We start from the raw sequence: 26,345 nt of genomic DNA, 5'->3' as shown, positions 1-26,345 counted from the left end.
ACCCTGCCGCCGCCCGTCCCCGCCGAGAATCGGCCGGGCATCGATGCTGACCCGGTGGGTATGCCCGTCGGAGAACGGCAGCAGGTATTCGGCGCCGTGCACCTCTTCGCCACGCAACACCCGCAGCAGCGGCAGGCTCTCGCTCGCGACCAACCGGCCGTCGAGATGGGTCAGCGGGTTGTGCTCGGGGGCCCACTCCAGGATGGGGACGCCGACCGGGAAGGCGTCGTTCATCGCCAGCAGCGGACCGTTGGAGAACACCATCCGGCCCTCCTCGTCACAGGCCGCCACCCCGTGCGCCATGTTCTGCAGCACCGCGTCGAGGAACCGGCGCTGTTTCTCGGAGTGCCGCTGCGCGGCCAGGAACTCGGAGTACGCCTGCGCGGCCTCGTCGACCGCGGTCAGCTCCCGCGCCGACCACTCCCGGGGCCGGTAGTCCACCACGCTGCACACCCCGATGATCTGCTCCCGGTCGCCGTGGATCGGGAAGCCGGCGTAGCTGCGGATGCCGAGTTCGCGGGCCAGGGCGTGCGTCGGCACCCGCGGATCGTCGAGGATGTCGGAGATCATGACAGGGTGCTGGCAGTCGAACACGATCCCGATCAGCATCGAGTCGATCGGGATGGGCTCACGGTTCACCCAGCCGGCCAGCAGCCCGAACGCACCGGCCAGCCGCATCCGCCGGCCGTCCCCGGTCAGGTGGATCAGACCGGTCGGCGCTTCGGCCGCGCGCGCCAGAATCGCCGCGAACCTCGCCGCCGCCCGCTCCGCGGCCCCGCTCGGGTCCATCTCCGCGAGACCGCCACCTCCGGGCTCCCGGCTCCAGGCCGAGAAGGTGCCCTCGAGACCTTTCACCCCCTGAGCCAATCACTGCCGGACACATCCCCGACCGGATTCCGGGAGAATCGCCGACCGCCGCAGCAGCACCCGGACTCGGGGGCCATACATGATCCACTCTAAGGTGAAATCGCCCATTACGGGACAAATCTCCCGCGCGTCGGAGGACCGGGTTGTTGATCTCTAGGTAGCTTGAGGCCATGTCAGGGATGCGGCGGGCACGATGATGACACTGATGGCGGTCTGGGCCGTCCTGATGCTGCTGGCCCTGCCCGCACTGATGCTGCTGGGCGACGCGGAGAAGATGCGGGACCCGGTGGGTGCCCTCAACAACGTGGGGGTGATCCGGCGCTACCACGAGGAGCGGGCCCGGCGCCGCGCGGAAGCCGTCGAGGCGGCGCGGTTCGCCGCCGAGCTTCGGACCGCGGCGGTGCAGGCGCGGGAGGCCGCCGGCCGGTGGCAGGCGCACTGGCGGGCGGCCGAGGAGCATGCGGACGGCGCCTGGCAGGCGTGGCGGAAGGCCGAACAGCGATTCGCTCGTACGCGGGCCGGGGCGGCCTACCCCGTACCCGACCAGGCCCGGACCCCGCAGGAGTACGCGGACCGGGAGACGTTCCTGCACCGGGCGCTCCGGGCGGCGGCGAAGCGCGGTGACCTGCCGGCGACGGCCCTGGCCGCGGCGATCGCCGGGCGCGACGGCTGGGATCCCCGGCTGCACCCGGTCGACCAGGAGATCGTCGTGCTGCGCGCCGTCGCCGGACATCGGCGCCGGTCGCATCGCCGGGCCGTGGCCGCCGAGCAGGCCGCCTGGCAGGACGCGCGGCTGGCCGCTTCGACGCGCGACCGGCTGTGCCGGGAGGCCGTGACCGCGGCCGCGCGGGCCGCCGCCGTACACCGGCACCTGCCGGACCGGGAGTTCCGGATCGTCCTGGTGGGCTCGCGGTCCTGGAGTCGGCGACTGGCCTAGGAACCCCCGGGAATACGATGCCGTCCGTGCAGCCGAGCGACCATCTCGACGACCGCGTTCACGTCATCGGGCGTCGCTGATGCGCGCCCTGGTCTTCACCGGGCCGGAGCGGGCCGAGGTGCGGGAGGTCCCGGAGCCCGTCGCCGCGCCGGGCGACGTCGTCGTCGAGGTGGAGCGGGTCGGCGTCTGCGGCACCGACGTCGAGCTGTTCACCGGCGGAATGAGCTACCTGCACTCCGGCAGGTCGTCGTATCCGCTGCGGCCCGGCCACGAGTGGTCGGGCACGGTGACCGCGGCCGGCCCCGGCGTCGACCCGTCCTGGATCGGCCGCCGCGTCACCGGCGACACGATGATCGCTTGTGGACACTGCCGCCGCTGCCTCGCCGGCCGGCACCACGTCTGCGCCGGGATGCTGGAGGTGGGCATCGCCGACGGCCGGCCCGGCGCGCTGGCCGAGCGGCTCGCCTTCCCCGCCGCCTACCTGAGGGCGCTGCCCGGCTCGGTGGACGCGACCCTCGGTGCACTGGTCGAGCCGGGCGGGACCTCGCTGCGCGGCGTCGAGGCGGCCGCGCTCACCGCCGGGGAGCGGCTGCTGGTGCTCGGTTCGGGCACGATCGGGCTGCTGGCCGCGATGTTCGGCCGGGCCCGCGGCATCGAGGTGCACGTGGCCGGCCGCCGGCCCGAGGATCTGGACCTGGTCCGCGCGCTCGGTTTCGAGCACGCCTGGACCGTCGAGACCCTGCCCGGCCTGGCCTGGGACGCGGTGATCGACGCCTCCAACTCACCGGCACTGCCCGGCCTCGCGGTCGACCTGGTCGAGCCCGGCCGCCGGGTGGTCTACATCGGACTTTCCGGCACGCCCAGCCTGCTCGACACCCGGGACGTCGTGCTCAAGGACGTCACCGCGATCGGCATCCTCGGCGCCTCGGCCGGCCTGGCCGGCACGATCGCCGCCTACGCGGACCGGTCCGTCGACCCCCGCCCGCTGGTCGCCGCCACCGTCGGCCTCGACGAGGTCGCCGACGTGTTCGCCGGCCACCGGCCCACCGGCGCCGGTCCCGGCCCGAAGATCCACGTCGACCCGCGCCGTGACCACGGCTGATCGGAGTGGTTCGGAGCCGCGCGGCGCGCGGATTGCCGGGCGTCAGGAAGTTCACAGCGACCCATCCAACCCGCTGACCACGACGAATTCCGTGCCGAGAAGACAGACCGCCGGACGACCCGACCGGCGGGGAGATCACTCGGCACGGAAGGAACCACCATGACGGTCAACCCGGCATCCGCGCGGGCCCCCGGAACCCGCCGCCGTCGCATCCTGGCCGCGCTCGGCGTCGCCGCGCTGCTCACCGGCTCGCTGTACAGCCTCGGGCCCGGAAGCGCGACCGCGTCGAGCCACCGCGAGGCGCCCCTGGTCGCCGCCGACCCGGCGATCGACAACACCGACCTGTACGCGTTCGTCAGCCCGGACCGCCCCGGATACGTCACCTTCGTCGCGAACTGGCAGCCGTTCGAGGAGCCCAACGGGGGCCCGAACTTCTACCCGTTCGCGACCGACGCCACGTACCACATCAAGGTCGACAACGACGGTGACGCGAAGCCGGACGCCGAGTTCCGCTGGAAGTTCCGGAACATCGACAACCGGCGTGGCAGCACCTTCCTCTACAACAACGGCCCGGTCACCTCTCTCGACGACGAGAACCTGCTCTTCAAGCAGACGTACACCCTGGAGTCGTCGTTCGACGGCGAACCCTTCAAGACCCGTGTGCAGGACGCCCCGGTCGCTCCCTCCCGGGTCGGCGCGGCGTCCATGCCGGACTACGCGACCCTCCGCGACCAGGCGACCCGGACCCTGCCGGGCGGCTGGAACATCTTCGCCGGCCAGGCCGACGACCCCTTCTTCCTCGACCTGCGCGTCTTCGACCTGCTGTACGGCGGTGACCTCTCGGAGACCGGGCAGGACACCGTCGCCGGGTACAACGTGAACACCATCGCCCTGCAGGTGCCGTTCAAGGACGTGGCACTGAACGGCGACGCCGGCCGCAACCCGGTGATCGGGGTCTGGAGCACGACCGAGCGCAACCGGGTCCGGATCACCGGTGGCGAGCAGTCCGGCGGCAAGGTGCAGGTGTCCCGGCTGGGCAACCCGCTGATCAACGAGGTGATCGTGCCGGCCGCCCTGAAGGACGCCTTCAACGCCAGCCCGCCGAGGCTCGACGCGAAGACCCCGGCGCTGGTCAAGCGGGTGCTGGAGCCCGAGGTGCCGAAGCTGATCGAGTCGATCTACAAGATTCCGGCGCCGAGGACCCCGCGCAACGACCTGGCCGAGATCTTCCTGACCGGTATCACCACCAAGGCCGGCGGTCCGATCAAGGCAGATCTGAACTCGCAGCTCAACAACGCGGACGTACGGGCGTCCCGGTTCACCCCCGCCGAGGAGCTGCGGCTGAACCTCACCGTGCCGGTCGCGGACCAGCCGAACCGGCTGGGCGTGCTCGGCGGCGATCTGCAGGGCTTCCCGAACGGCCGGCGGCTCGCCGACGACGTGGTCGACGTCGAGTTGCAGGCGCTCGTGGGTGCGGCGCAGACCGGCAAGCTGGTCGACGCGCTCGCGACCGGTGACGGGGTGGACGCCAACGACCAGAGCTTCACGGCGGAGTTCCCGTACGTGGCACTGCCCAACGGGGTTGCCGTGAACACCGCGAACAAGCAGCCGGGCGCCGCCGCCCCGCTGCCGAGCACCGACGGGGGCAAGACCGGCGCCGGCGTCGACGCCGACGGTGCGAGTACGGCGCGGACCGCCGGGGCCACCGTTCCCGTGGCGTACGCGACCGGCGCCTCGGGCCTGGCGGTCCTCATCGTCGTGGCAGGACTGTTCCTGCTGCTGCGGCGCCGTCGCGGGCGGGCCACCGGCGCGACGCGCGGCTCCACCGACTACGACCGAACGATCCAGCTGTAGATCGCGCCCGGGCGGGTGCGCCGATCGACGCACCCGCCCGCTTCCGGTGGAGGAGCCATCATGCGACGTATCCTTGTCCGCCTCGGCCTGGCCGCCGCGCTCGCGGTCACCCTGCTCGCGGCCGCGGCCGTGCTGATCCCGCGCCGTCCCACGGCACCGGCCGTGCCGGCGAGCCCGGTCGCCGACCAGCCCCCGGCCGATCTGCTGGCCGGCCGGGTCGAACGGGCCCAGCAGCGGTTGCGCGCCGTCCCGGGCGACTGGCCCGGCTGGGCCGCGCTCGGCGCGGCGTACCTGGAGCAGGCCCGGATCACCGCCGATCCGGGGCTCTACCCCAGGGCCGAGCAGGCCGCCCGCCGGTCGCTCACGCTGCGGCGCGACGGCAACAGCGACGCACTGGTGGTGCTCGGCGCGCTGGCCAACGCCCGGCACGACTTCCCGGCCGCCCGGGCACAGGCCCGGTCGGCGCTCGCGATCAACGACCACGACGCCGATGCGTACGGGGTGCTGGCCGACGCCCTCACCCAGCTCGGTGACCCGGCCGGCGCGACCGGCGCTGTACAGCGCATGCTCGATCTGCGGCCGGGGCTGGCCGCGTACGCCCGCGCCTCCTACGACCTCGAACTGCGCGGCCGGCTCACCGAGGCGGACGACCTGATGCGGCGCGCGCTGGCCGGCGCGGTCGACCCGCACGACGTGGCGTTCTGCCGCGTCCAGCTGGGCGACCTGGCCTTCGGCCGGGGCGACCTGGACGCCGCGGCGGCCGAGTACACGGCGGCGGCCGAGGCCGATCCGGCCTCCATCGGCGCGCGGCACGGCACCGCCAGGATCAAGGCCGCCCGCGGCGACCTGCCGGGTGCGCTGGCCGGCTACGCCGACCTCACCGCCCGTCTTCCCGGAACCGCCACCCTGCTGGAGTACGCGGAGCTGCTGCGCGTCGCCGGCCGGGACGCCGAGGCCGGCGAGCAGCTCGAGCTGGCCGCCGCGGCGCAGCGGCTGTTCACCGCGAACGGCGGCGCGGACGGACTGGCCACCGCCGCCCTCGCGCTCGCACAGGGCCGCCCGGGCGACGCGGTGACCGCCGCCCGCGCCGAATGGGCCCGGCGGCGGCACCCCGATGTGGCCGACACCCTGGCCTGGGCGTTGCACGCCGCCGGACGGGACGCCGAGGCGCTGCCGTATGCCCGGCGCGCGGTCGCGGGTGGCGCGCACCCGGCGACGTACGCGTACCACCTCGGCATGATCCAACTCGGTCTCGGCCGGCCCGCCGCCGCTCGCGTGGAGTTCGAGCGGGCCCTGGCCACCAACCCGTACTTCTCCCCCGCCGACGGCCCCAACGCCCGCCGCGCCGTCGCCGGCCTGCGCACTTCCGGAGGCAACCGATGAGGACGTACCGGCTCGGCGCGATCGTCGCGTGCGCCGCCACCGCGGGAGTGCTCGCCTGGCCGGCGTCACCGGCCGCGGCGCACCCGCTCGGCAACTTCTCCGTCAACCAGTACGCCGGTCTGACGCTGCACCCGGACCGCGTCGAGGTCACCGCGGTGGTCGACATCGCGGAGATCCCGACCCTGCAGGACCGGGCCCGCGCCGACGGCGACCGGAACGGTGACCTGTCGCCGGCCGAACGCGCCGGATACGCGGGGGCGGAGTGCGCGCGGCTGGCCGCCGAGGTCACGGTCTCGGCGGGCGGACGACGTCTGGTGTGGACGGTCACCGGGCAGGGGTACGAGGTGACACCCGCGGCCGGCGGCCTGCACACCAGCCGGCTCGACTGCCGGCTCAGCGCGCCCGCCCCGCTGACCGAGCCGACCGAGGTACGGGTCGGCAACGGCTACCGCGCCGATCGGATCGGCTGGCGGGAACTGACCGCGACCGGCGACGGGGTACGCCTCACCGGATCCCCGCTGCCCACCGAGAGCGTCACCGGGCAGCTCCGGTCGTATCCCCGGGACCTGCTCACCTCGGCGCTGGACGTACGGACCGCCACGATCCAGGTGGACGGGATCGCGGCGCCGGGCACCCCGGCCACCGCGGGCACCACCGCCCGGCCGGCGATCTCCGTGGCCGCGCCGGGCTGGCTCGCCACGGCGCAGAACCGGATGGAGACGGTGCTCGGCGGGCCGCTCACGCCGCTGGTCGTCGGGCTCGCGTTCCTGTTGGCGCTCCTGCTCGGGGCGGGCCACGCGGTCCTGCCCGGGCACGGCAAGACCGTGATGGCCGCCTACTTCGCCGGACGCCGTGGACGCGTCCGGGACGCTGTCGCGGTCGGCGCGACGGTCACCCTGACCCATACCGGCGGGGTCCTGCTGCTGGGCCTGGTGCTCAGCACGTCGACGGCGCTCGCCGGGGAGCGGGTGCTGAGTGCGCTCGGTGTCGCCAGTGGGCTGATCGTCGTGACGGTCGGCGCCGGCATGCTGGTGGCGGCCCGGCGGGCCCGCTCGGCGGGTGCGCACTCCCACGGCCCGCACGGTCACCACCACCACGGCCCGCATGACCACGGCCCGCACGGCCATCATCACCACGGCCCGCATGACCACGGCCCGCATGACCACGGCCCGCACGGCCATCATCACCACGACCCGCATGACCACGGCCCGCACCGTGGCCGGCTCGGCCTGGCCGGGATCGGTCTCGCCGGCGGCCTGGTGCCCAGCCCGTCCGCGCTGGTCGTCCTGCTCGGTGCCATCGGGCTCGGCCGCGCCGGGCTCGGGGTGGCGCTCGTCGTCGCGTACGGCGTCGGGATGGCCGGCACGCTGACCGCGGTGGGGCTGCTGCTCGTCGTCGCCCAGCACCGCCTGACCCGCCTGATCGCCGGTAGCGGCCGGGCCGCACGGTTCTCCCTGCTCGGCAAGAAGCTCGCCGCGAGCACGCCGACCGCCACCGCCGCGCTGGTCGTCATCGTCGGACTCGGCATCGGAGTCCGGGCCCTCGCTTGAGGAGCCGGCACGGGCCACTTGAAACTCATTGTCTACCTATATAGAGTTCCGCGCATGGTTCGAGTGAGACGTCCGTCGGCTCAGACCGTGCTGGTCCTCGACGCACTCTCCGACGACCCGGCCACGTGGCGGTACGGCTACGAGCTCGGGCAGCAGGTCGGCCTGAAAGCCGGATCGCTGTACCCGATCCTGATCCGGCTGCGCGACCGCGGTCTGCTGGAGGCGATCTGGGAGGACCAGCCGTCGCCGGGGCGGCCACCCCGGCATCTGTACCGGTTGACCGGAGAAGGCGTGCGCTGGGCTGCTGAGGTGACGGCCGAGCCGTCGGCGAGCCGGACGACGAGCCGCCCACGACTGCGGGAGGCATGATGAACCAGACCGACCAGGACGGGCCCGCGCGGCTACTCGCCGCGGCCGTACGCGTCATGCCCGCCGTCCGCCGTGACTGGGGCCGGGCGATGCAGGCAGAGCTGGCCTCGATCGCGGAACGGCCGGAGCGGCGGAGTTTCGCCCGGGGTTGCCTGCGCGCCGCTGCCACCGAGTTCCACCTGCTTCGGGGCGTCGTTCATCTGTTCGTGGTGCTGGGCACCCTGGGGACGCTCTTCTCCTGGACCGCCGCCGTCGACCACGCGCCACTGGCGTGGATTCTGTCCATAGTGCTGTCAGCCCTGGCCACGGTGTGCTGGGAGGCCCGTCGGGCCGGGATGCTCGGCCCGGCGGGCGACGGCGTCACGGCCTGGCTGCTACGCGGTTGCGGCTACCTGATCGCCCTGGCCATCGGCACGGTCGCCGTCGCCCACGCGCACCCGGCCACCCTGGAGGCCGCCGACGCCGGCGACGGCATCCTGGTGTTCGCCACCGTCCCGGCCAGTTTCCTGATCGGGCTGGCGCCGACGTTCGCGAAACGGTCGGCGGCGACCGGACGAGTGCTGGTCACCGCGGCCGGCAGCGGACTCGCCACCACCATGGCCTGGCTCCTCATCGTGGTCGTCGCCCCACCGATCCCGGCCTCGACCGGATCGGTGCTCGCCCTGGCCGGGGTGTCCGCGGCCGGCGCGGTCCTGGCGAACTCCGGCCGGACGGGCACCGCCCCGGGCCGCCTGCTCGCGGGTCTGCTCGCCACCGCCACCACGATGGTACTGATCTTCACGGGGGTGGTCCTGCTGGCCCATTGGGGCCCGGACAGCGTCATCCCGCACATCACTCCGCACGCCCTGCCCGCCAACCAGATCACCGAGAGCCGGATCGAGATCGTCGACCCGTACGTGCTGATCCTCGTGCTCAGCGCGATCGCTGCCACCGTGCTCGGCCTCGCCGCGGTGGCCACCCGGCGGCCGCCGGCAGCCGGCCCGTCCTGAGCCCGGTCAGGCCGCGTCCCGGTCGCGGGGGCGGCCGGCCAGGCCGCGCAGCCATTTGCGCAGGGACGCCGCCACCACGTCGTCGTACTCCGCCAGGGCGTGCGGGGCCGAGACCACCGCCCGCGCCCGCCGGCGTGGCCGGGACGCGTCCAGGGCCGCCAGGCACCGTTCGACGACCGCCTCGAAGGTCGCGCGGTCGGCCGCGGCCATCGCCAGCAGGACCCGGTCGAGGACCTCGGCCAGGTCGGGTTCCGGTGGCACTTCGAGGATCCAGGCCCGTTGCCGGAGACGGCCGGCCTCGGTCGGGGCGCACACCTGCGGGGACTTTTGCGTCGCGCCCTTCAGCAGGTGGATGTGGCCGAGCTTCTCCTGACGGTTGAGCGCCGCCACGACCCGGTTGACGCCGACGGCGCGCTGCGGGCCGAACGTCGCGGCGTGCCGCTGCTGCAGCTCGTGCGCGGTCCCGGACCGGTCGGCCAGGAACACGAGCAGGATGTCCCCGAGCGTCGCCGTCATGGCGGTGGCCTGCCCTTCTGGTACCACCAACTTCTACAGGATGTAGAAGTTAACACGCGGCCCGAGGATCGGTCCGAATCGGACCGCCGCCGTCAGCGCTCGCGGTTGTACAGGCGCTTCGACCAGAGGTAGCCGCCCAGGGCGAGGGCCGCGCACCAGCCGAGCGCGATCCACGCTTCGTTCCCGATCCGCTCCCCCAGCAGCAGGCCACGCAGGGTCTCGATGATCGGCGTGAACGGCTGGTACTCGGCGAACCAGCGCAGGCCGGCCGGCATCGACTCGGTGGGCACGAAGCCACTGCCGAGGAAGGGCAGCAGGATCAGCGGCATGGGCGCGTTGCTCGCGGTCTCGACGGTCTTGCTGGCCAGGCCGAGTGCGACGGAGAGCCAGACGAGCGCGAAGGTCACCGCCACCAGGAAGCCGGCCGTGGCCAGCCACCCGACGAACCCGGCGGTGGGCCGGAAGCCGACCAGCACCGCCACCCCGATCACGATGGCCAGGGCGAACATCGCCTGGAGCACGCTGCCCAGGACGTGCCCGGTCAGCACCGAGACCCGGGCGATGTGCATGGTGCGGAACCGGGCGATGATGCCCTCGGTCATGTCCATGGCGATCGAGATCGCGGTTCCCTGGACGGTGGCCGCGATCGTCATCAGGATGATCGCCGGCGACACGTAGTTGGCGTACGCGGCGCGCCCGTCGGCCGCGCTCCGCACCGCCCCGCCGAGCCCGGCGCCGAGCGTGCCGCCGAGCACGTAGACGAAGAGCAGCAGGAAGACGACGGGCATCCCGACGAGCATCACGGTCATCGACGGATAGCGCAGCATCCGCCGGAGGTTGCGGCGCAGCATCGTCACCGAGTCGCGCAGCGGGTGGAATCGCGGGCCGGCCGGGGCCGGAACGGACAGAGTGCTCATCAGGCGGTCACCTTCTCGTCGGTGCGTTCGCCGGTGAGGGCGAGGAAGACGTCATCGAGGTCGGGGGTGTGCACGGACAGTTCGTCGACCGGGACAGCCCGCTCGTCGAGCCGGCCGATCAGGGTCTTCAGCGAGTGCAGGCTGCCGTCGCTGGGCACCCGCAGGGCGAACGCGTCGTTCTCTCGCACGGCCTCCCCCAGCACGCCCAGGGCCGCGTCGAGGCTCTGCGGGTCGGCGAACCTCAGGCGGATGTGCCCGCCGGGGATGCGGCGCTTGAGCTGCTCGGCGGTTCCCTCGGCGACCACCCGGCCGCGGTCGAGGACCGCGATCCGGTCCGCGAGTTCGTCGGCCTCGTCCAGGTACTGCGTGGTCAGGAAGATGGTCACACCGCCGGCCACCAGTTCCCGGACCATCTGCCACATGTCCCGGCGGCTGCGCGGGTCGAGCCCGGTGGTCGGCTCGTCGAGGAAGATCACTTGCGGGCTGCCGACCAGCGTCATCGCCAGGTCGAGCCGCCGCAGCATGCCCCCGGAGTAGGCGCCGGCCGGCTTGCCGGCCGCCTCGGTCAGCTCGAACAGTTCGAGCAGTTCGGCGGCGCGCCGCCGGCCCGCGGCGCGGCCGAGGTGGTGCAGGTCGGCCATCAGCCGCAGGTTCTCAGCGCCGGTGAGCAGCTTGTCGACCGCGGAGAACTGGCCGGTGACGCCGATCGCGGCGCGCACCGCGTCCGGCTCGCGGACGACGTCGTGACCGGCGACCCGGACGTCGCCGGCGTCGGGGCGCAGCAGTGTGGAGAGGATCTTCACGGCGGTGGTCTTCCCGGCGCCGTTCGCGCCCAGCAGGGAGAAGACCGTTCCGCCGGCGACCGTGAGGTCGAGGCCGTCGAGCACGACATGGTCGCCGAACGATTTCCGGAGCCCGGTCACGGCGATCGCCGGCCGGGGTTGCGTGGTGGTCATGTAGGTCCTCCGGGGGTCGGAAGCGGGTCAGGAGCGGTGGATGGTGATGTCGCCGTAGGAGGTGCGGCCGCGGACCTCGACGATCCGGTCGGTCTCCTCGGGGCGGACGGCGTTGTCCAGGTGGTTACGGACCCGGCCGAAGGTGGTGTCGACCTCGAGCCAGGCGGCGGTGCCGGCGGCGATACCGATCTCCAGGTCACCCATCGCGGTGCCGAGCGCGACCGAGCCGCGGACCACCTCGCCGAGGCGGATGTTGCCGTTGGAGGTCTTCACGTCGACGCCGGCACCGGCCCGCGCGATGTGGATGCCGCCGTTGGCGGCGCGGACCCGGACGTCGCCGGTGACCGCGTCGATCACGGTCTCGCCGTTGGAGTTCTTGATCGCCGCGGCACCGTTGATCCCACCGATCCGGACCGTGCCGGAGCCGGTGGAGATGTCGGCGTCGCCGTCGACCTGCTCCGCGCTGACCTGACCGGCCGAGGTGTGCACGCGCAGTGCGCCGGTGCGCTCGAGGGAGAAGGCGCCCGCGGAGCTCTTGAGCCGGCACGGCCCGAGGCGGCCGGTGCCGCGGACGTCCCCGACCTGCAGGTCGGCGGAGAGCTCCGAGCCGCTCGGCAGCTCGATGGACACGTCGACCGACCTGGTCTTACGGGAGAAGTCGAAGGTGCGTTTCGGGCCGGTGACGCGCAGCGTGCCGTTGGTGAAGTCGACGCGGACCTGCTGGGCGGCGCTCACGTCGGACTGGTCGGACCCGTTGCTGGGGCGGACCTCGACCGTGGTGTCGGTGCGGTCGCTCGCGGTGATCCGCACGTAGCCGACGCTGAGGTCGAGATCGACGGTGATCGGTTCGAGCGTCTCGAATTTTGGCATGGTTGTCCCCGCATCATGGGTGGGTGGGACGTCCCCGCAGGTCGGGGGCGTGTGAGGAAAAGGGGGTGGTGCGCGGGTTCAGCGCACCCAGCCGGTGAAGCGCTGCTGGGGGCGTTTCGCCGCGGCCGGCGGCTCGAAGCGCTGTTCGCCGTCCGCGCGGTGCAGGGCGGTGGCGGCCGCCCGGATCAGCCAGGCGTTGACCGAGCGCCCCTCCTTGGCCGCGGCCTCCTCGATCGCGGCCTTGAGCTGCTCGGGCATCCGCACGTTGATCCGCGCGGCGGGCCCCTCCTCGGCGATCGGCACCTCGGTCTCCGGCGCTCCACCATCCGTCACCGTCGCTTCCGCGGCGGTGGGAACGGGCGGCGTGGTCACGACGAAGTCCGGGTCGCGGCCGCGCAGGCGCAGCTCGACCGAGCCCGGGGCCAGGTCGCGGGTGATCTCGTCGGCGGCGGCCGAGAGCGCGTCCAGCAGCGTCATCCGGATCGCCGACTCGAGCGACCCGGTCAGGCGCTCGACCAGCGCACGTGACTCTTCGCCGCCGGCTTCGGCGAGCGTGGCGAACTCACGTCCGAGGTTGCTCACATACGAGGTCAAGTCCATGACATCACTGTGGCACAGTCATGGCACACCCGCAAGCCAATCTGGCACCAGAGTGGTGCCAGATTGGCACCGCTCCTGGTCAGAGGCGCGGCCAGCCGAGCCTGCGGTAGTGCCGGTTGCGATACCCCAGCATGCCGGCGGCCAGCAGCGACGCGATCGCCGAAGCGAGCAGGACCGCGCCCTTCGCCTCAGCGAGCTGAACCTCGTCGGTGTAGGAGAGTTCGGCCACCAGCAGGGAGACGGTGAAGCCGATCGCGCCGAGCAGGCCGACCGCGGCCAGGTCCGCCCAGGCGATGTGCGGATTCAGCGCGGCGCTGGTGAACCGGGCGACCAGCCAGGTGACGCCGACGATTCCGACGAACTTGCCCACGAGCAGCCCGGTCAGCACGCCCCAGGTGACGGTGCTGCCCCAGAAGCCCTCGGCCCCGGAGAGCGAGACCCCGGCCGAGAAGAGCGCGAAGATCGGCAACGCGACCGCGGCGGAGACCGGGCGCAGCGCCTGCTCCGCCCGGTCCGACGGGGAGGCGGCCTCGCCGTCCCAGACCGAAGTGCGCATCAGCAGGCCCATCGCGACACCGGCGATCGTGGCGTGCACCCCGGAGGCGTGCATCAGCGCCCAAATCACGACAGCGAGCGGCCCGAACAGCAACCAGCCCGGCACCGCCGAACGCACCCGGGACACCAGCCGGCCGGACGCGTTCTGGAGATAGCCGAACACCGCCAGGCCCACCCCCGCCGCGGCGAGGACGGCGAGACTCAGGCCGCTGGTGTAGGCGACCGCGATCACCAGCACCGCGCACAGGTCGTCGACGGTGGCCAGGGTGAGCAAGAAGGTGCGCAGTGGCGCGGGCAGCCGCCCCCCGAAGATCGCGAGGACGGCGAGAGCGAACGCGATGTCGGTGGCGATCGGGATGCCCCATCCGCCGCGCGCCTCCCCCGGAGCGCCGGCGTTGATCGACAGGAAGATCAGGGCGGGCACCACGACACCACCGAGCGCGGCGGCGATCGGTAGCGCGGCCCGGCGCGGGTCACGCAGCTCGCCGTGGACGAGTTCGTGCTTGAGCTCGTTGCCGACGACGAAGAAGAACACCGCCAGCAGCCCGTCGGCCGCCCACGCCTCGACCGACAGGTTCAGGTGCAGCGAGGCGGGACCGAGCACGGTGGAGCAGAGCGTTTCGTAGGAGTCGGCGAACCGCGAATTCGCCCAGATCAGCGCCGCGACGGTGGCGCCGAGCAGCAGCATGCCACTGACCGCCTCGGACCTGAGGGCAGCCCTGATCAACCGGCCAGCTGACATACGAAAGACGTCTCCAGGAACCTACGCGGGCACAGCGGTGAGCACAGGCTCGTGAGCGGGCCCCTCCCCTTACTTACGACTCGCGCTCCTGGAGCCGATCCGAGCCAAGAATAAGCCACGAGATCGTCCGCACTCTGCCCTTCGACTATCCGGTGTTACGTTTCTACCGGTATTCACCATCACCGAGCGCGGCTCCGTGGCGGCGGCTTCGCGGAAGGAAACGCACAGCTGTGACGACCGACGTGACCACCGAACTGGCCGGCGCCATCCAGCGCGGCTACGACCAGCGCGACCGGGCGAACATGGCGCCGACGATCGCCTACTTCCAGGCGCTGCTCGATCAGCACCCGGATCATCCGGTCCTGGTGTACGAGGTGGGTGGCGCCTACGACACCGCGGGCCAGGAGGAGACCGCGCGCGGCTACTACGAGCGGGCGCTCGCCCTCGGCCTCGAGGGCGACGTCCTGCGCCGCTGCCTGTGCCAGTACGCCAGCACCCTGCGCTGGCTCGGCGAGCTGGACGAGTCGCTCGCGCTGCTCGACCGCGCCCGCGACGAGTTCCCCGAGTCCGACTCCGTCCGCGTCTTCCGCGCCCTGACCCTCAACGACGCCGAACGGCCGGACGAGGCGGTGGCCGAGTTGCTCACCGTCGTCACCGGACACGCCGAGGTCACCGACCTAGGGCGGTGGGCGGTCGGCCTGCGCGGCCTCGCCCAATGGCTCGCCGAAGGCCGCCCCGAGTAAGCGGTTCCGGACGCCGCGTCGGTGGCGCCGGTCGATCGGCGCCACCGAGCCTTCGGCACGTCGTGGTCAGCCCACGACCGAGCGCAGCGGAATTCCGGCGGCTCGCAGATCATTGATCAGGTTCCGCAGGAACGGGTGTTCCTCGAACTCCAGGCCGTCCGGATTCGGGATGGTCAGGTAGGCCGAATCGCCGACGACCGCGATCGTCGCGGTGCCGGTGTACCGCTCGACCAGGCTCCGGGTCCGGGCCAGGTCGCCGGCCGCCACCTGGATCCGGCCCGGGCGCCACCCGCCGCCGAGGTTGGCCGGTGCCGGCTGGGCCGCCGCGGCCGCCCGGGCCGGCGCGACGCCGGCCGTCCGGGCCGACTCGACCCCGGCCACCCGCGCGCTGTTCGCCGGGGCGAGCAGCGCGTTCGCCACCAACTGCAGACCACTTTCGTTGTACGCCCGGAAGAGCGGGTTGAACGCGAAGAGCACCGCGTGTCCGGCCCCCGTCGGCTCGTCGACGACCACCGACGTCCCCTTCAGGATCTCGGCGTGCACGGTGTAGCCGTTGTGCCAGAACGTGTCGTCGTCCGGGTAGGTCAGCACGTTGACGCCGGTGGTGCTCGGGCTGAGGATCGGGTCGTCGTTGTTGAACTCGAAGTCCTCCGCCGGCCGGCCCCGCGTGATCGGGCTGTCGCCGTCGACGTCCACCCGCAGGTGCGAGCCGATGACCAGGTAGTCGTCCGGCTTGTCGCGCTCCGTCGTGGAGGTCAGCCCGGCGGCCCGGGCCATCCGGGTGCCCTCGTTGCGCAGTCCGAGGTAGGTGTGGCCCGCGGCGATCCAGTTCCGGAGGTTGGCCTGGCCGGCCGCGGTGAGCCCGCCGGTCGGGTTGCCGCCGTCCGGCACCAGCAGGGTCGTGCGTCCGGTGAACGCCGGGGTGTTGTCGTTGATGTCGGCCGTGGTCACCGGCTTGAGGTCGAGACCCCATTGCCGCCCGAGTACGTACCGGGCCTCGCCGTACGAGCCGGAGGTGGTGGAGATGCCGGCGCCCCGGAACAGTCCGACGTCGGGCAGGTCGATCGCCGTGCCGGTGGCGGGCCGGGCGCGAGGGGTCAGGGTGACGCCGAGTGACCTGGCGAGCCGATCGACGACCGGGGTGACGCCCGCCGCCGGCACCCGGATCAGGCCGGTGTCCGGGTCGCGGACGGCCGCGACCCCCTGGCCGAGCAGCCGGAACGTCAGCTGGGCGGCGCCGGCCGAGTCCAGCCGGTAGGTGTACGAGCCGCCGCGCGGTGCCGTCCCCGTCCGGCCGCCCTCGATCCGCTCGACCAACTCGGCCCGGGGCCGCACGTCGTCGCCGGTGTAGAGGGTGTCGATGCCCATCAGCAGCGGGTTGCTCCACGACGACACGTCATAGAAGTACGGGAACGGTGCGTACGGATCCTCGCCCAGGGTCGCCTGGATCCAGTGTTTCTGCGGCTGCGCCATCGGGATCCAGTACGCGCCGGCCGGCACCGTGACGTCGGTGCCGGTCCGCCCGCCGAAGATCCGGGCGTGCGGTACCTTGACCGGCTTCTCGACCTCGTACACCTCGACGTCCATCCGGCGCAGCCGCTCGACCAGCCGCCGGACGTCGGCGAGTTGCCGGCCCGGCAGCAGGAAGTACGACTTGATCTTGACGTCCGGCACCGGGAACTGGACCTCGTTGGCCGGCTGGACCACCTCGTTCGGCTCCAGCGCGCCGGCCCGGCCCTCGGCGAGCGCGTCCGTCCAGATCCGGTAGTAGCTGTTCAGCACCTCACGCTTGTTGGCGGCCGCCCAGCCGAGGGTCGACCACTGGGTGTTGAACTGCTGCTGGACCCGGTCCTGGACCGCAGACCCGCTGCCCTTCTCGAACGTCATGCCGGCCGCGCCGAACCCGGTGGCCGGGACGGTGTCGCCGTAACCCATGTAGAACAGGTCGTAGGTGTCGTAGTTGAAGTAGCACTCGGTGGTGACGGTGTCCGTGCAGGCTCCGTTGTAGCCGAACCCGGCCTTGTTCGCCGCGCCGATCCGGTTGATCCAGTCGACCGGCGCGTCGGCGATCTCGTGATGGATCGGATCGGCGTTCGGCGGGAAGAAGTACTGCCGGCCACCCATCTCGTGGGCGTCGATGAAGACCTGCGGCGGGAACCGCCGGAGCAGCTCGAGCTTGCTGTCGGTCTCCGGCTGGGTGCGCGCGAACCAGTCCCGGTTCAGGTCGAAGCCGAACTCGTTCTGCCGCCGGAGGGCGTCCCGGCCGTCCGGGTTCTGGGTCGGCAGGATCACCGTGATCAGGTTGTCGTTGCGCTGCCGCACCGCGCAGGAGAGCCCGGCGGCCAGCTCGTAGAGCGTCTTGAGGGCGGCGTCGGCGCCGCTCGTCTCCCCACCGTGCACGTTCCCGGCGATCCACACGATGGCCGGCCGGCCGGCGGCGATCCGGCGCGCCTCGCCGGCCTTCGTCCGGCGCGGATCCCGCAGGTCGCGGATCTCCTCGGCGATCTCGTCCAGGGTGCCCCGCTCCGCCTGCCGCCGGCTCGACACCACCGCGTACGGCAGCGACTGGCCGAGCACGCTGGTGCCCATCGTGCCGGTGACCACGCGGTCGGACGCCTTGTCCACCGCGCCCAGGTAGTCGCGGATCTCGGTGTTGGTGACCACCCGCTGCTGGCCGGCGCCGAGTGGGAAGCCGAGGAACGACTCCGGGCTCGGCACCGTGTCCAGATAGGTGGCCGGGTCGCCGCCGCAGGTCGCGGTGGACGGGGTGGCGCCGGCCGGGGTCGCGACCGGAAGCGGGGTCAGGGCAGCCAGCAGCACGACCGTCACGGCGCCCGCCAGACGCGCCGGCACGACCGTTCCGGGTGCGGGCTTCGGGAGCCGCATCGTGTCTTCGTTCCCTTCCTTGGGAATGACTCGAAACGATCAGCAGCCTATGCCAGCAAATTCGACTCGGTCAACGCCTCTAATCAATTGTCAATTGACTATCGCAAATAGGGTTTTAAGCCGCCGCCCGGTCCTCCGAGCCCTGGTAATCGGCACCGTAGTAGGCGGCACGCATGAGCACCTGCATGTCGTCCAGCATCGGCATCCGCGGGTTGGCCGGCGCGCACTGATCCTCGTAGGCGTTGAGGGCCTGCTGCGGCAGAGCCGCGAGGAACGCCTTCTCGTCCACGCCGACCTCGGCGAACGACGACTCGATGCCGACCGCCGAGCGCAGCCGCTCGACGGCACTGGCGAGCGCCTCCACCGCCTCGGCCGAGTTGCTCGCCGGCAGATCGAGCATGGCGGCGATGTCGGTGAAGCGCTGCGGGGCACGGTAGTTCTCGTACTTCGGCCATCCCGACAACTTCGACGGGACGGTGCCGTTGTACCGGATCACGTGCGGCAGCAGGATCGAGTTGGTGCGCCCGTGCGCGATGTGGAAGGTTCCACCGATCGTGTGTGACATGGCGTGCACGATGCCGAGGAAGGCGCTGCCGAACGCCATACCGGCGATGGTGGCGGCGTTGTGCATCCGTTCCCGGGCGTCGCTGTCACGATCGACCACGGACCGTTCCAGGTTCGCGAAGATCAACCGGATGGCGTGCAGGGCGAGCCCGTCGGTGAAGTCGTTCGCGTACACCGAGACGTACGCCTCGATGGCGTGGGTGAGCGCGTCGAAGCCGCTGTCCGCGGCGATGGCCGCCGGGAGGCTGGCTGTCAACTGCGGGTCGACGATCGCGACCGACGGAGTCAGCGCGTAGTCGGCGAGCGGGTACTTCTTGCCGGTCCGGTGGTCGGTGATGACGGCGAACGGGGTCACCTCGGCCCCGGTGCCCGAGGTCGTCGGGATGCAGACCAGCCGGGCCTTCTCGCCGAGAGTGGGGAACCTGAACGCCCGCTTGCGGATGTCGAAGAACTTCTCCCGCATGTCGCCGAAGTCGACCTCCGGGTGCTCGTACTTGAGCCACATCACCTTGGCCGCGTCCATCGCCGAGCCGCCGCCCAGCGCGATGATCGTGTCCGGCTTGAAGGAGCGCATCAGCTCCGCGCCCTGCTCGACCGTGGTCATCCGCGGCTCGGGCTCCACCTCGTCGATGATCTGCACGACCACCCGGTTCGGGCGGCTCTGCAGCACCCGGTCGACCCGCTCGACGAAGCCCAGCCGGGTCATCGTCTCGTCGGTGACGATGGTGACCCGGTGCACGTCCGGCATGGAGCTCAGGTAGCGGATCGCGTACGGCTCGAAGTAGATCTTCGAAGGCACTTTGAACCACTGCAGGTTGTTGTTGCGCCGGCCGATCCGCTTGATGTTGAGCAGGTTGACCGCGGAGATGTTGTTGGACACCGAGTTGCGCCCGTAGCTGCCGCAGCCCAGCGTGAGCGACGGCAGGAACGCGTTGTACATGTCGCCGATGCCACCCTGGGAGGCCGGCGAGTTCCAGATCACCCGGACCGCCTTGACCCGCTTGCCGTACTCCACGACCAGGTCCTCGTCCTGGGTGTGGATCGCCGCGCTGTGGCCGAGACCGAAGAACTCCACCATCTCGATGGCCGCGCGCACGCCCTGCTCCCGGGACTGGACGCGCAGCAGGGCGAGCACCGGGCAGAGCTTCTCCCGGGTCAACGGCTCGCACGGGCCCACCTCCTGCACCTCGGCGAGGATCACCGAGGTGTCCGGCGGAACGGTGAACCCGGCGTTCTCGGCGATCCAGGCCGCGGACTTGCCCACCACGTCCGCGTTCAGCTTCGCGCCGCTGCACGCGGTGCCGTAGGCGGTCGCGCCGAACAGGAACTCCTCCAGCAGGCGCTTCTCCTCGGCCGAGGCGAGGTGGGCGTGCAGTCCGCGGAACTCCCCCAGCACCGCGTCGTAGACCTCGTCGTCGACGATGGCGGCCTGCTCGGAGGCGCAGATCATGCCGTTGTCGAACGACTTCGACAGCACGATGTCGTTGACCGCGCGCGGCAGCTTGGCGCTGGCCTCGATGTAGGCCGGCACGTTGCCGGCGCCGACGCCGAGCGCCGGCTTGCCCGCCGAGTACGCCGCCTGGACCATGTTGTTGCCGCCGGTCGCCAGGATCGTGGCGATGCCGGGGTGACGCATCAGGGCGGTGGTCGCCTCGACCGACGGGTGCTCGATCCACTGGACGCAGTGCTCCGGCGCACCCGCCGCGACCGCCGCGTCCCGCACGATGCGGGCCGCCTCCACGCTGCACCGCTGCGCGGCCGGGTGGAAGGCGAAGACGATCGGGTTACGGGTCTTGAGGGCGAGCAGCGCCTTGAAGATCGCGGTCGAGGTGGGGTTGGTGACCGGGGTGATACCGGCGATCACGCCGACCGGATCCGCGATCTCCGTGATGCCGGTGATCTCGTCCTCGCTGATCACCCCGACCGTCCGCAACTTCCCCATGCTGTGCGTGACGTGCTCGCACGCGAAGATGTTCTTGACGGCCTTGTCCTCGAAGATGCCCCGGCCGGTCTCCTCGACGGCGAGTTGCGCGAGTGCGCCGTGCCGGTTGAGGGCGGCGACCGACGCCTTCTTAACGATGTAGTCGATCTTCTCCTGGTCGAAGGCCTCGTACTCGGCGAGCGCCTTCAGACCGGCGGTGACCAGGGCGTCCACCCCGATCATGGCATCGGACGGTGCAGTCATGAGTCGTCACCTCAAAAATAGTGATGCACGCGTATATCGGCGTTCGCCTTCAGCAGATCGCTTGTCGCCCCCGGGAGGCAGAGCCCAGTGGCACGCCCGGGCCGAGACTTTGGTCCTGCCCCGCCGGTCGCCGCCAGCAGAGGCTGGAGGGAACGTGCGGACGGTTCCCCATGGCCACCACTTTTCCCGTTGATTGGCATGGATTTCACGGCATCGGATGGCGCGGCCGATCGATGTCGGCGGCTTCGCTCACGCTAACACCGGGCCGTGCGCCGCCGGAGCGGAATTGCTCAGCGGCGACCGTTTCCCAGGTGCGCCGATCGGCGGCAAGCTACTGTTCGTACCCGGATCCGGTATTGCCGACCTCGAGGCCGAACAATTCCGTGACCTACCGGAATGTGACCGGAACCGGTCACCTCGAACCCACCGCGCGTTTTCGCCCACCTCTCGCGAGCCGCGACGCGCCGTGCCGGATGCCCGGCTCCCGACCGTCGCGAATGTGCCGTGACACCCCCGACGGGAGCGCTTCCACAGCTCGAGAAGGAGCTTTATGAGACGCCCCCTCCAGGCACTGCTCGCCGCCGGCCTCCTGGCCGCGGCGGGGATCACCGGCCTCGCCCCCGCCGGCCCGGCCCAGGCCGGCGCCCGGATCTGCGACCGGTACGGCTCCACCCCGATCGGCGGCCGCTACGTGGTGATGAACAACCGCTGGGGCACCCGCGCCGAGCAGTGTGTCGACGTCACCCGCGGCGGGTTCACCATCACCAGCCAGCAGGGCGTCGCCGACCCCGGCGGTGCGCCGGTGTCCTACCCGGCGATCTTCTACGGCTGTCACTACGGCAACTGTTCACCCGGCACCGACCTGCCGCTCCAGGTCGGCTCGATCGCCGAGGCGACCAGCAGCGTCGGCTACGACCTCCGCGCCGCCGGCACCCACAACGCGGCCTACGACATCTGGCTCGACCCGGCGCCGAGAACGAACGGCGTCAACGCCCAGGAGATCATGATCTGGTTCGACCGTCAGGGCTCCATCCAGCCGGTCGGCTCACGGGTCGGCACCGCCACCGTCGGCGGCCGGGGCTGGGAGGTGTGGCAGGGCGGCAACGGCGTCAACGCCGTCGTCTCCTACGTGGCGCCCGCGCCGATCGCCAGGTGGAGTTTCAGCGTCCTCGACTTCGTCAACGACGTGCGCAGCCGTGGAGCGATCACCGGGTCGTGGTATCTGACCAGCATCCAGGCCGGCTTCGAGCCGTGGATCGGCGGCACCGGGCTGGCGGTCACCAGCTTCTCGGCGACGTGCGCCCGGCGCTGAACCCGCGGCACGGCTCGCGGCCGGTGACCATCCGATCAGATCGGTGGTGCCTCGATGTCGCAGTCGATCCGCTAGCCGAGCGAGGCGAGGACACCTCGCGCGGGAGCGTCACGTGACTTGGCTCGAGCCTGGCCACGGTGCCCCATCGGTCGTACCAAGAAATGGATCTTGAAGTTGTCCTCCGATCGTCGTTATTGACAGGCTTCTTTCCGTCGCTGGACCATTGGGAGCGCTCCCATCCCCCAGCCTCACGGAGAATCCTCGTGCAGATCTCACTTCGGCGGCGAACCGTCGCGAGCGTCGTCCTGCTCGCGCTCGGCACCGCCGTCATCACCGCGCCACCCGGCGCGCAAGCCGCTCCCGCCACCGACGCCCGCGTCGACATCGACACCCGGGCCGGTCTCGCCACCGTCACCGACACGGCCGTCGGCGTCAACCACGCCATCTGGGACGCCCAACTGGGCACCCCCGCGGTCGCCGACCTGCTCAAGGACGCCGGCGTGCGGATGCTCCGCTACCCCGGCGGCTCGTACGCCGACATCTACCACTGGAAGGACCACACCGCGCCGGGCGGCTACGTCGCCCCGAACACCGACTTCGACACGTTCCTGGCCGGTGCCCGGCGCACCGGCGCGGAGCCGATGATCATCGCGAACTACGGCACCGGCACCGCCCAGGAGGCCGCCGACTGGGTCCGGTACGCCAACGTCACCAAAGGCTACGACGCCACCTACTGGACGATCGGCAACGAGAACTACGGCAACGGGCACTACGGCGCCGCCTGGGAGGCCGACGACCACGCCGACAAGAGCCCCAAGGAGTACGCCGAGAACGTCGTCGCCTACTCGCGGGCCATGAAGGCGGTCGACCCCACCATCAAGATCGGTGCCGTGCTCACCATGCCCGGCAACTGGCCCGACGGCATCGTCGGCGGCGGCGACACCGGAACCTGGAACCAGGAGGTGCTCGCCCGAGCAGGCGCCGCGATCGACTTCGCCGACGTGCACTGGTACCCCGGCGGCGGCACACCCGCCGAGACCCTCACCAAACCCGCCCAGATCCAGGACGCCGCCTACCTGCTGCGCCAGCAGATCGACCGGTACGCGGGCGGCACCCCGGGCCGGATCGGGATCAGCATGACCGAGACGAACGTCGAGGTCGGCCGGAACACCCAGCCGGGCGCGCTGTTCCTGGCCGACGTCTACAGCGGGCTGCTCGCGCAGGGCGTCTTCACCGTGCAGTGGTGGAACGTCCACAACGGTCTCGGCACCGTCTCCACGGTCGCCGGACAGACCGACTACGGCGACTACGGGCTGCTCTCCAGCGGGAACTGCACCGCCGACAACTCGACCTGCCAGCCGGCGCTGAACACGCCGTTCGCGCCCTACCACGCGCTGTCGCTGATCGGGGATCTGGCCCGCGCCGGTGACCAGTTCGTCGGCACCGGCAGCGACAACGCGCTGGTCAGCGCGCACGCCGTGCGCCGGGCCGGCGGCGACCTCGCGGTGCTGCTGATCAACAAGGATCCGGACGCGGAGCACACGGTCGCGCTCAACTACAACGGTTTCACGCCGGGCGCGGCCACCCCGGTCGTCGAGACGTTCACCAACGGCGCCGGCTCGGTGACCACCGCGCCGTCCGGCACGGCGGGCAGCCAGACGCTCCCGCCGTACTCGATCAGGCTGGTCACCCTGCACCCGGAGCGGGTCGACGCGGCCGCGCCACGGGCGCCGGGCCGGCCCACCGCGACCGTAACCGACCGTACCGCGACGATCTCCTGGCCGGCCGGCGCCGCGGGGCTCAAATATGAGGTGTACCGGCAGAACGGCGGGATCAGCGCGCAGCTCGGCGAGACCACCGGCACCTCGCTGACCGTGCGCAACCTGGAGCCGGGCCACCGGTACACGATCAACGTGCTGGCCCGCGACGGCTCCGGACGGCCCTCCCCCGCCTCGCCGCCGCTGACCATCACCACCGGCACCCCCGCGGGCGCGGCGTGCACGGTGAAGTTCCGCGACACCAACGACTGGGGCAGCGGGTACGTGGGATCGATCGACATCACCAACAACGCGGCCGGGACGGTCGGCGGGTGGACGCTCGCGTTCAACTGGCCGACGTCCTGGCAGGACCTCAGCAGCGGGTGGAACGCCACCTGGAGTCAGAGCGGGCGGACGGTCCGGGTGACCAGCGACGCCGGCCTGGCACCGGGGGCGTCGACCAACGTCGGCTTCGTCGGTTCGTACAGCGGGCCGAACGTGCTGCCCGGAGTGTTCACCCTCAACGGCACCGTCTGCACCAGCGAATAGCGGACCCGGGCGGCCCGGTAGGTGTCCCCTGCCGGGTCGCCCACGGTGTTAACGTTCCGGGTGCGGGTCGAGGGGCGCTGCGACGGATGAGAATCCGCCACGCTCGGCCCGTGCCTGGTCGTAAGGGCGCCTCCCACCGGAGGCCGCTCGTGCCACGGGTGCCCTCGGTGGACGACACGCACCGTGAGGGGCGAACGGATGGCACTGGACCTGACCGATTTCATCGCCGGCCTGCCCAAGGTGGAGCTGCACGTTCACCACGTCGGGTCGGCGGCACCACAGACCGTGGCCCGGCTGGCCGAGCGGTACGCCGGGGACACCTCGGTGCCGGCCGACCCGGCGCTGCTGGCCGAGTACTTCACGTTCACCGACTTCGCGCACTTCATCAAGGTGTACCTGTCGGTCGTCGACCTGATCCGCGACGCCGAGGACGTGGCCACCCTCACCTACGACATCGGCGCGGGCCTCGCCGCCCAGTCGGTGCGGTACGCCGAGGTGACCCTCAGCCCGTACTCGCACATCACGCGTGGTATCCCGGCCGAGGCGTACTGCGAGGCGGTGGAGGACGCTCGGCGCCGGGCGGCCCGCGACCACGGCGTCGAGCTGCGCTGGTGCTTCGACATCCCGGGGCCGCCGCCCTGGATGACGGCGGCCGACGTGACGCTCGACGTGGCGCTGAAGCAGCGCCCGGACGGGCTGATCAGCTTCGGGCTCGGTGGCCCGGAGGCCGGGGTGTCCCGGGAGCAGTTCGCCGGCCACTTCGCCGCCGCCCGGGCGGCCGGACTGCACAGCGTGCCGCACGCCGGCGAGTCGACGGGGCCGCAGACCGTCTGGGACGCGGTCCGCCACCTCGGCGCGGAGCGCATCGGCCACGGCATCGCCGCCGCCCGTGATCCGGAGCTGATGGCTCACCTGCGCGAGCACGACATCGCGCTGGAGGTGTGCCCGACCTCCAACGTCTGCACCCGGTCGGTGCCGTCGCTCGCCGAGCATCCGCTGCCGGCACTGGTGGCCGCCGGGGTGCCGGTGACCATCAACTCCGACGACCCGCCGATGTTCTCCACCACCCTGAACCGGGAGTACCAGGTGGCCGCGGACCTGCTCGGCCTGGACGAGCGTGGCGTGGCCGGGCTGGCCCGGCAGGCGGTGCGGTACTCGTTCCTCGACGACGCCGGCAAGTCAGCGATCCTGGCCGAGATCGACGCCTACGTCGCGGGCTCCGGCTGGGTTCAGGCCCTGACGGATCAAAACTGACCGAATTATCCCTAAATTCGGGCCGTCAGATGGTTGGCTCAGAGGGTGAAAGGTTTCGAGGGCGCCTTTCCAGCTCACCCGGGTAGCGATCTCGGGCAGTACTACGCGGACCGGCCGCCCACCGACCGAATCGCGAACCGATTCGCGGCGATCCTGGCCCGGGCGGCTGAAGCGCCGACCGGCCTGATCCACCTCATCGAGGGCAGCGAGCGGATGACGCTGGCCGGAGCGTCCGGGCTGATGGCCGGCTGGGTGATGCCGGAACCCGTGATGGTCAAGTCGATGGTGGTCGGGATCGTCGTCTCGTGCGGGCATCCCGTCATGATCGCCGACATCCTCGATGATCCGCGGGTACCGGAGGACGCTCTGGCCCTCAAACTGGGAATGCGCAGTTACGTGGGCTTCCCGATCCGCGGCGACCGGCAGCAGACCATCGGGGTGTGCAGCGTGGTCGACTACCAGCCCCGGGAGTGGTCGGCGCGGGAGCTGACCGCGGTCGACGAGGCAGCGCAGGCGTACTCCGAGTTCCTGGCCGCGCAGCGGCACTCCGAGAACCAGCGCCGATTCCTCGACACGGTGCTGCAGAACATCGCGCACGGGGTGGTGGCCTGTGACGAGGACGGCCGGATCACTTTCGCCAACAGCTCGATCCAGCGGATGTACAACGTGACATCGGTCGGTCACTCGATTTGGGAGCGGGCGGGGCGTAGCCCGCTGGCCGACCTCGACCGCCGACTGATCTCGGACGACGAGATGCCGCTGACGCGGGTGTTGGGCGGTGAAGTGCTGCGCGACATCGAATACCTGGTGCCGGACCCCGACGGGAGTGTCCGCCGGGTCAGTATCGACGCCCAGCCGATCCTCGGCGGGGACGGGCGGCGGCAGGGC

At 71.6% G+C, this 26,345-nt stretch carries 20 protein-coding genes, 1 pseudogene and 1 riboswitch; of the genes and pseudogenes, 12 read left to right on the top strand and 9 right to left on the bottom strand.

Features of this window, described 5'->3' with window-relative positions; all coding sequences use genetic code 11:
• The coding region (locus CHC09_RS44280; RefSeq protein ID WP_143232941.1) for a GAF domain-containing protein at positions 1-855 on the bottom strand (855 nt) is incomplete at its 3' end.
• A gap of 217 nt (positions 856-1,072) precedes the next feature.
• Here CHC09_RS44280 and CHC09_RS44275 point away from each other — a divergent pair.
• The 7 genes from CHC09_RS44275 to CHC09_RS44245 all read left to right on the top strand — a co-directional run bounded on the left by CHC09_RS44275 (position 1,073) and on the right by CHC09_RS44245 (position 9,051).
• Entirely contained in the window at positions 1,073-1,804 is a 732-nt protein-coding gene (locus tag CHC09_RS44275) for a hypothetical protein (protein WP_143232940.1), read from the top strand.
• Positions 1,805-1,883: 79 nt separating this feature from the next.
• Positions 1,884-2,906: a zinc-dependent alcohol dehydrogenase gene (locus CHC09_RS44270; protein ID WP_089299281.1), complete on the top strand. Its 1,023-nt coding sequence runs from the start codon at positions 1,884-1,886 to the stop codon at positions 2,904-2,906.
• A 159-nt stretch (positions 2,907-3,065) separates the two neighbouring features.
• Positions 3,066-4,760: a DUF4331 domain-containing protein gene (locus CHC09_RS44265; protein ID WP_089299280.1), complete on the top strand. Its 1,695-nt coding sequence runs from the start codon at positions 3,066-3,068 to the stop codon at positions 4,758-4,760.
• A gap of 60 nt (positions 4,761-4,820) precedes the next feature.
• On the top strand, positions 4,821-6,143 hold the full coding sequence (locus tag CHC09_RS44260; protein ID WP_089299279.1) for a tetratricopeptide repeat protein: 1,323 nt from the start codon (positions 4,821-4,823) through the stop codon (positions 6,141-6,143).
• Complete coding sequence (locus CHC09_RS44255; RefSeq protein ID WP_089299278.1) at positions 6,140-7,693, top strand: hypothetical protein; 1,554 nt, start codon at positions 6,140-6,142, stop codon at positions 7,691-7,693. The genes CHC09_RS44260 and CHC09_RS44255 overlap by 4 nt, the downstream gene beginning before the upstream one ends.
• Before the next feature lie 54 nt (positions 7,694-7,747).
• Positions 7,748-8,062, top strand: coding sequence for a PadR family transcriptional regulator (locus CHC09_RS44250; protein WP_179277563.1), 315 nt, complete (start codon positions 7,748-7,750; stop codon positions 8,060-8,062).
• The gene (locus CHC09_RS44245) at positions 8,062-9,051 is read left to right on the top strand and encodes a hypothetical protein (RefSeq protein ID WP_089299276.1); all 990 of its coding nucleotides are present in this window, start codon (positions 8,062-8,064) and stop codon (positions 9,049-9,051) included. The genes CHC09_RS44250 and CHC09_RS44245 overlap by 1 nt, the downstream gene beginning before the upstream one ends.
• Before the next feature lie 6 nt (positions 9,052-9,057).
• Here CHC09_RS44245 and CHC09_RS44240 read toward each other — a convergent pair whose 3' ends face one another.
• The 6 genes from CHC09_RS44240 to nhaA all read right to left on the bottom strand — a co-directional run bounded on the left by CHC09_RS44240 (position 9,058) and on the right by nhaA (position 14,192).
• Positions 9,058-9,597, bottom strand: a complete 540-nt coding sequence (locus CHC09_RS44240; protein WP_143232939.1) for a hypothetical protein — start codon at positions 9,595-9,597, stop codon at positions 9,058-9,060.
• Between the two features lie 62 nt (positions 9,598-9,659).
• Positions 9,660-10,484 carry an ABC transporter permease gene (locus CHC09_RS44235; protein ID WP_089299274.1) on the bottom strand — a complete coding sequence of 275 codons (825 nt, stop codon included), beginning with the start codon at positions 10,482-10,484 and terminating at the stop codon, positions 9,660-9,662.
• A complete protein-coding gene (locus CHC09_RS44230; protein ID WP_089299273.1) occupies positions 10,484-11,440 on the bottom strand; it encodes an ATP-binding cassette domain-containing protein in 957 nt (318 codons plus the stop codon). Before CHC09_RS44230 ends, CHC09_RS44235 begins: the two co-directional genes overlap by 1 nt.
• A gap of 27 nt (positions 11,441-11,467) precedes the next feature.
• Positions 11,468-12,310 carry a DUF4097 family beta strand repeat-containing protein gene (locus CHC09_RS44225; RefSeq protein ID WP_089299272.1) on the bottom strand — a complete coding sequence of 281 codons (843 nt, stop codon included), beginning with the start codon at positions 12,308-12,310 and terminating at the stop codon, positions 11,468-11,470.
• 78 nt (positions 12,311-12,388) lie between these two features.
• On the bottom strand, positions 12,389-12,910 hold the full coding sequence (locus tag CHC09_RS44220; RefSeq protein WP_089299271.1) for a ribbon-helix-helix protein, CopG family: 522 nt from the start codon (positions 12,908-12,910) through the stop codon (positions 12,389-12,391).
• A gap of 79 nt (positions 12,911-12,989) precedes the next feature.
• Positions 12,990-14,192 carry a Na+/H+ antiporter NhaA gene (nhaA, locus tag CHC09_RS44215; RefSeq protein WP_203833464.1) on the bottom strand — a complete coding sequence of 401 codons (1,203 nt, stop codon included), beginning with the start codon at positions 14,190-14,192 and terminating at the stop codon, positions 12,990-12,992.
• 245 nt (positions 14,193-14,437) lie between these two features.
• On the opposite strand from nhaA, the gene CHC09_RS44210 reads away from it, so the two are divergent.
• Positions 14,438-14,950 (top strand): tetratricopeptide repeat protein, encoded by a 513-nt coding sequence (locus CHC09_RS44210; RefSeq protein ID WP_203833463.1) that lies wholly within the window; start codon positions 14,438-14,440, stop codon positions 14,948-14,950.
• Positions 14,951-15,016: 66 nt separating this feature from the next.
• Here CHC09_RS44210 and CHC09_RS44205 read toward each other — a convergent pair whose 3' ends face one another.
• Together CHC09_RS44205 and adhE are read right to left on the bottom strand one after the other, a co-directional pair.
• Positions 15,017-17,836 (bottom strand): M14 family zinc carboxypeptidase, encoded by a 2,820-nt coding sequence (locus CHC09_RS44205; RefSeq protein ID WP_089299269.1) that lies wholly within the window; start codon positions 17,834-17,836, stop codon positions 15,017-15,019.
• A 115-nt stretch (positions 17,837-17,951) separates the two neighbouring features.
• The gene (gene adhE, locus CHC09_RS44200) at positions 17,952-20,585 is read right to left on the bottom strand and encodes a bifunctional acetaldehyde-CoA/alcohol dehydrogenase (RefSeq protein WP_089299268.1); all 2,634 of its coding nucleotides are present in this window, start codon (positions 20,583-20,585) and stop codon (positions 17,952-17,954) included.
• Between the two features lie 550 nt (positions 20,586-21,135).
• Here adhE and CHC09_RS44195 point away from each other — a divergent pair.
• The 4 genes and pseudogenes from CHC09_RS44195 to CHC09_RS44180 all read left to right on the top strand — a co-directional run.
• A pseudogene (locus CHC09_RS44195) lies at positions 21,136-21,879 on the top strand (GH12 family glycosyl hydrolase domain-containing protein); the annotation flags it as partial.
• Between the two features lie 281 nt (positions 21,880-22,160).
• Entirely contained in the window at positions 22,161-24,203 is a 2,043-nt protein-coding gene (locus tag CHC09_RS44190) for a cellulose binding domain-containing protein (protein ID WP_239138932.1), read from the top strand.
• Between the two features lie 63 nt (positions 24,204-24,266).
• Positions 24,267-24,342, top strand: a riboswitch (S-adenosyl-L-homocysteine riboswitch).
• Between the two features lie 59 nt (positions 24,343-24,401).
• Positions 24,402-25,457: an adenosine deaminase gene (locus CHC09_RS44185; RefSeq protein ID WP_089299265.1), complete on the top strand. Its 1,056-nt coding sequence runs from the start codon at positions 24,402-24,404 to the stop codon at positions 25,455-25,457.
• Between the two features lie 45 nt (positions 25,458-25,502).
• A partial coding sequence (locus CHC09_RS44180; protein WP_143232938.1) for a GAF domain-containing protein occupies positions 25,503-26,345 on the top strand: 843 nt, incomplete at its 3' end.

Origin of the sequence: Actinoplanes regularis (assembly GCF_900188005.1) — a bacterium.
GTDB lineage: Bacteria > Actinomycetota > Actinomycetes > Mycobacteriales > Micromonosporaceae > Actinoplanes > Actinoplanes regularis.
Note: the sequence above shows the minus strand (reverse complement) of the source record. Positions and strands in the feature narration are given on the sequence as shown.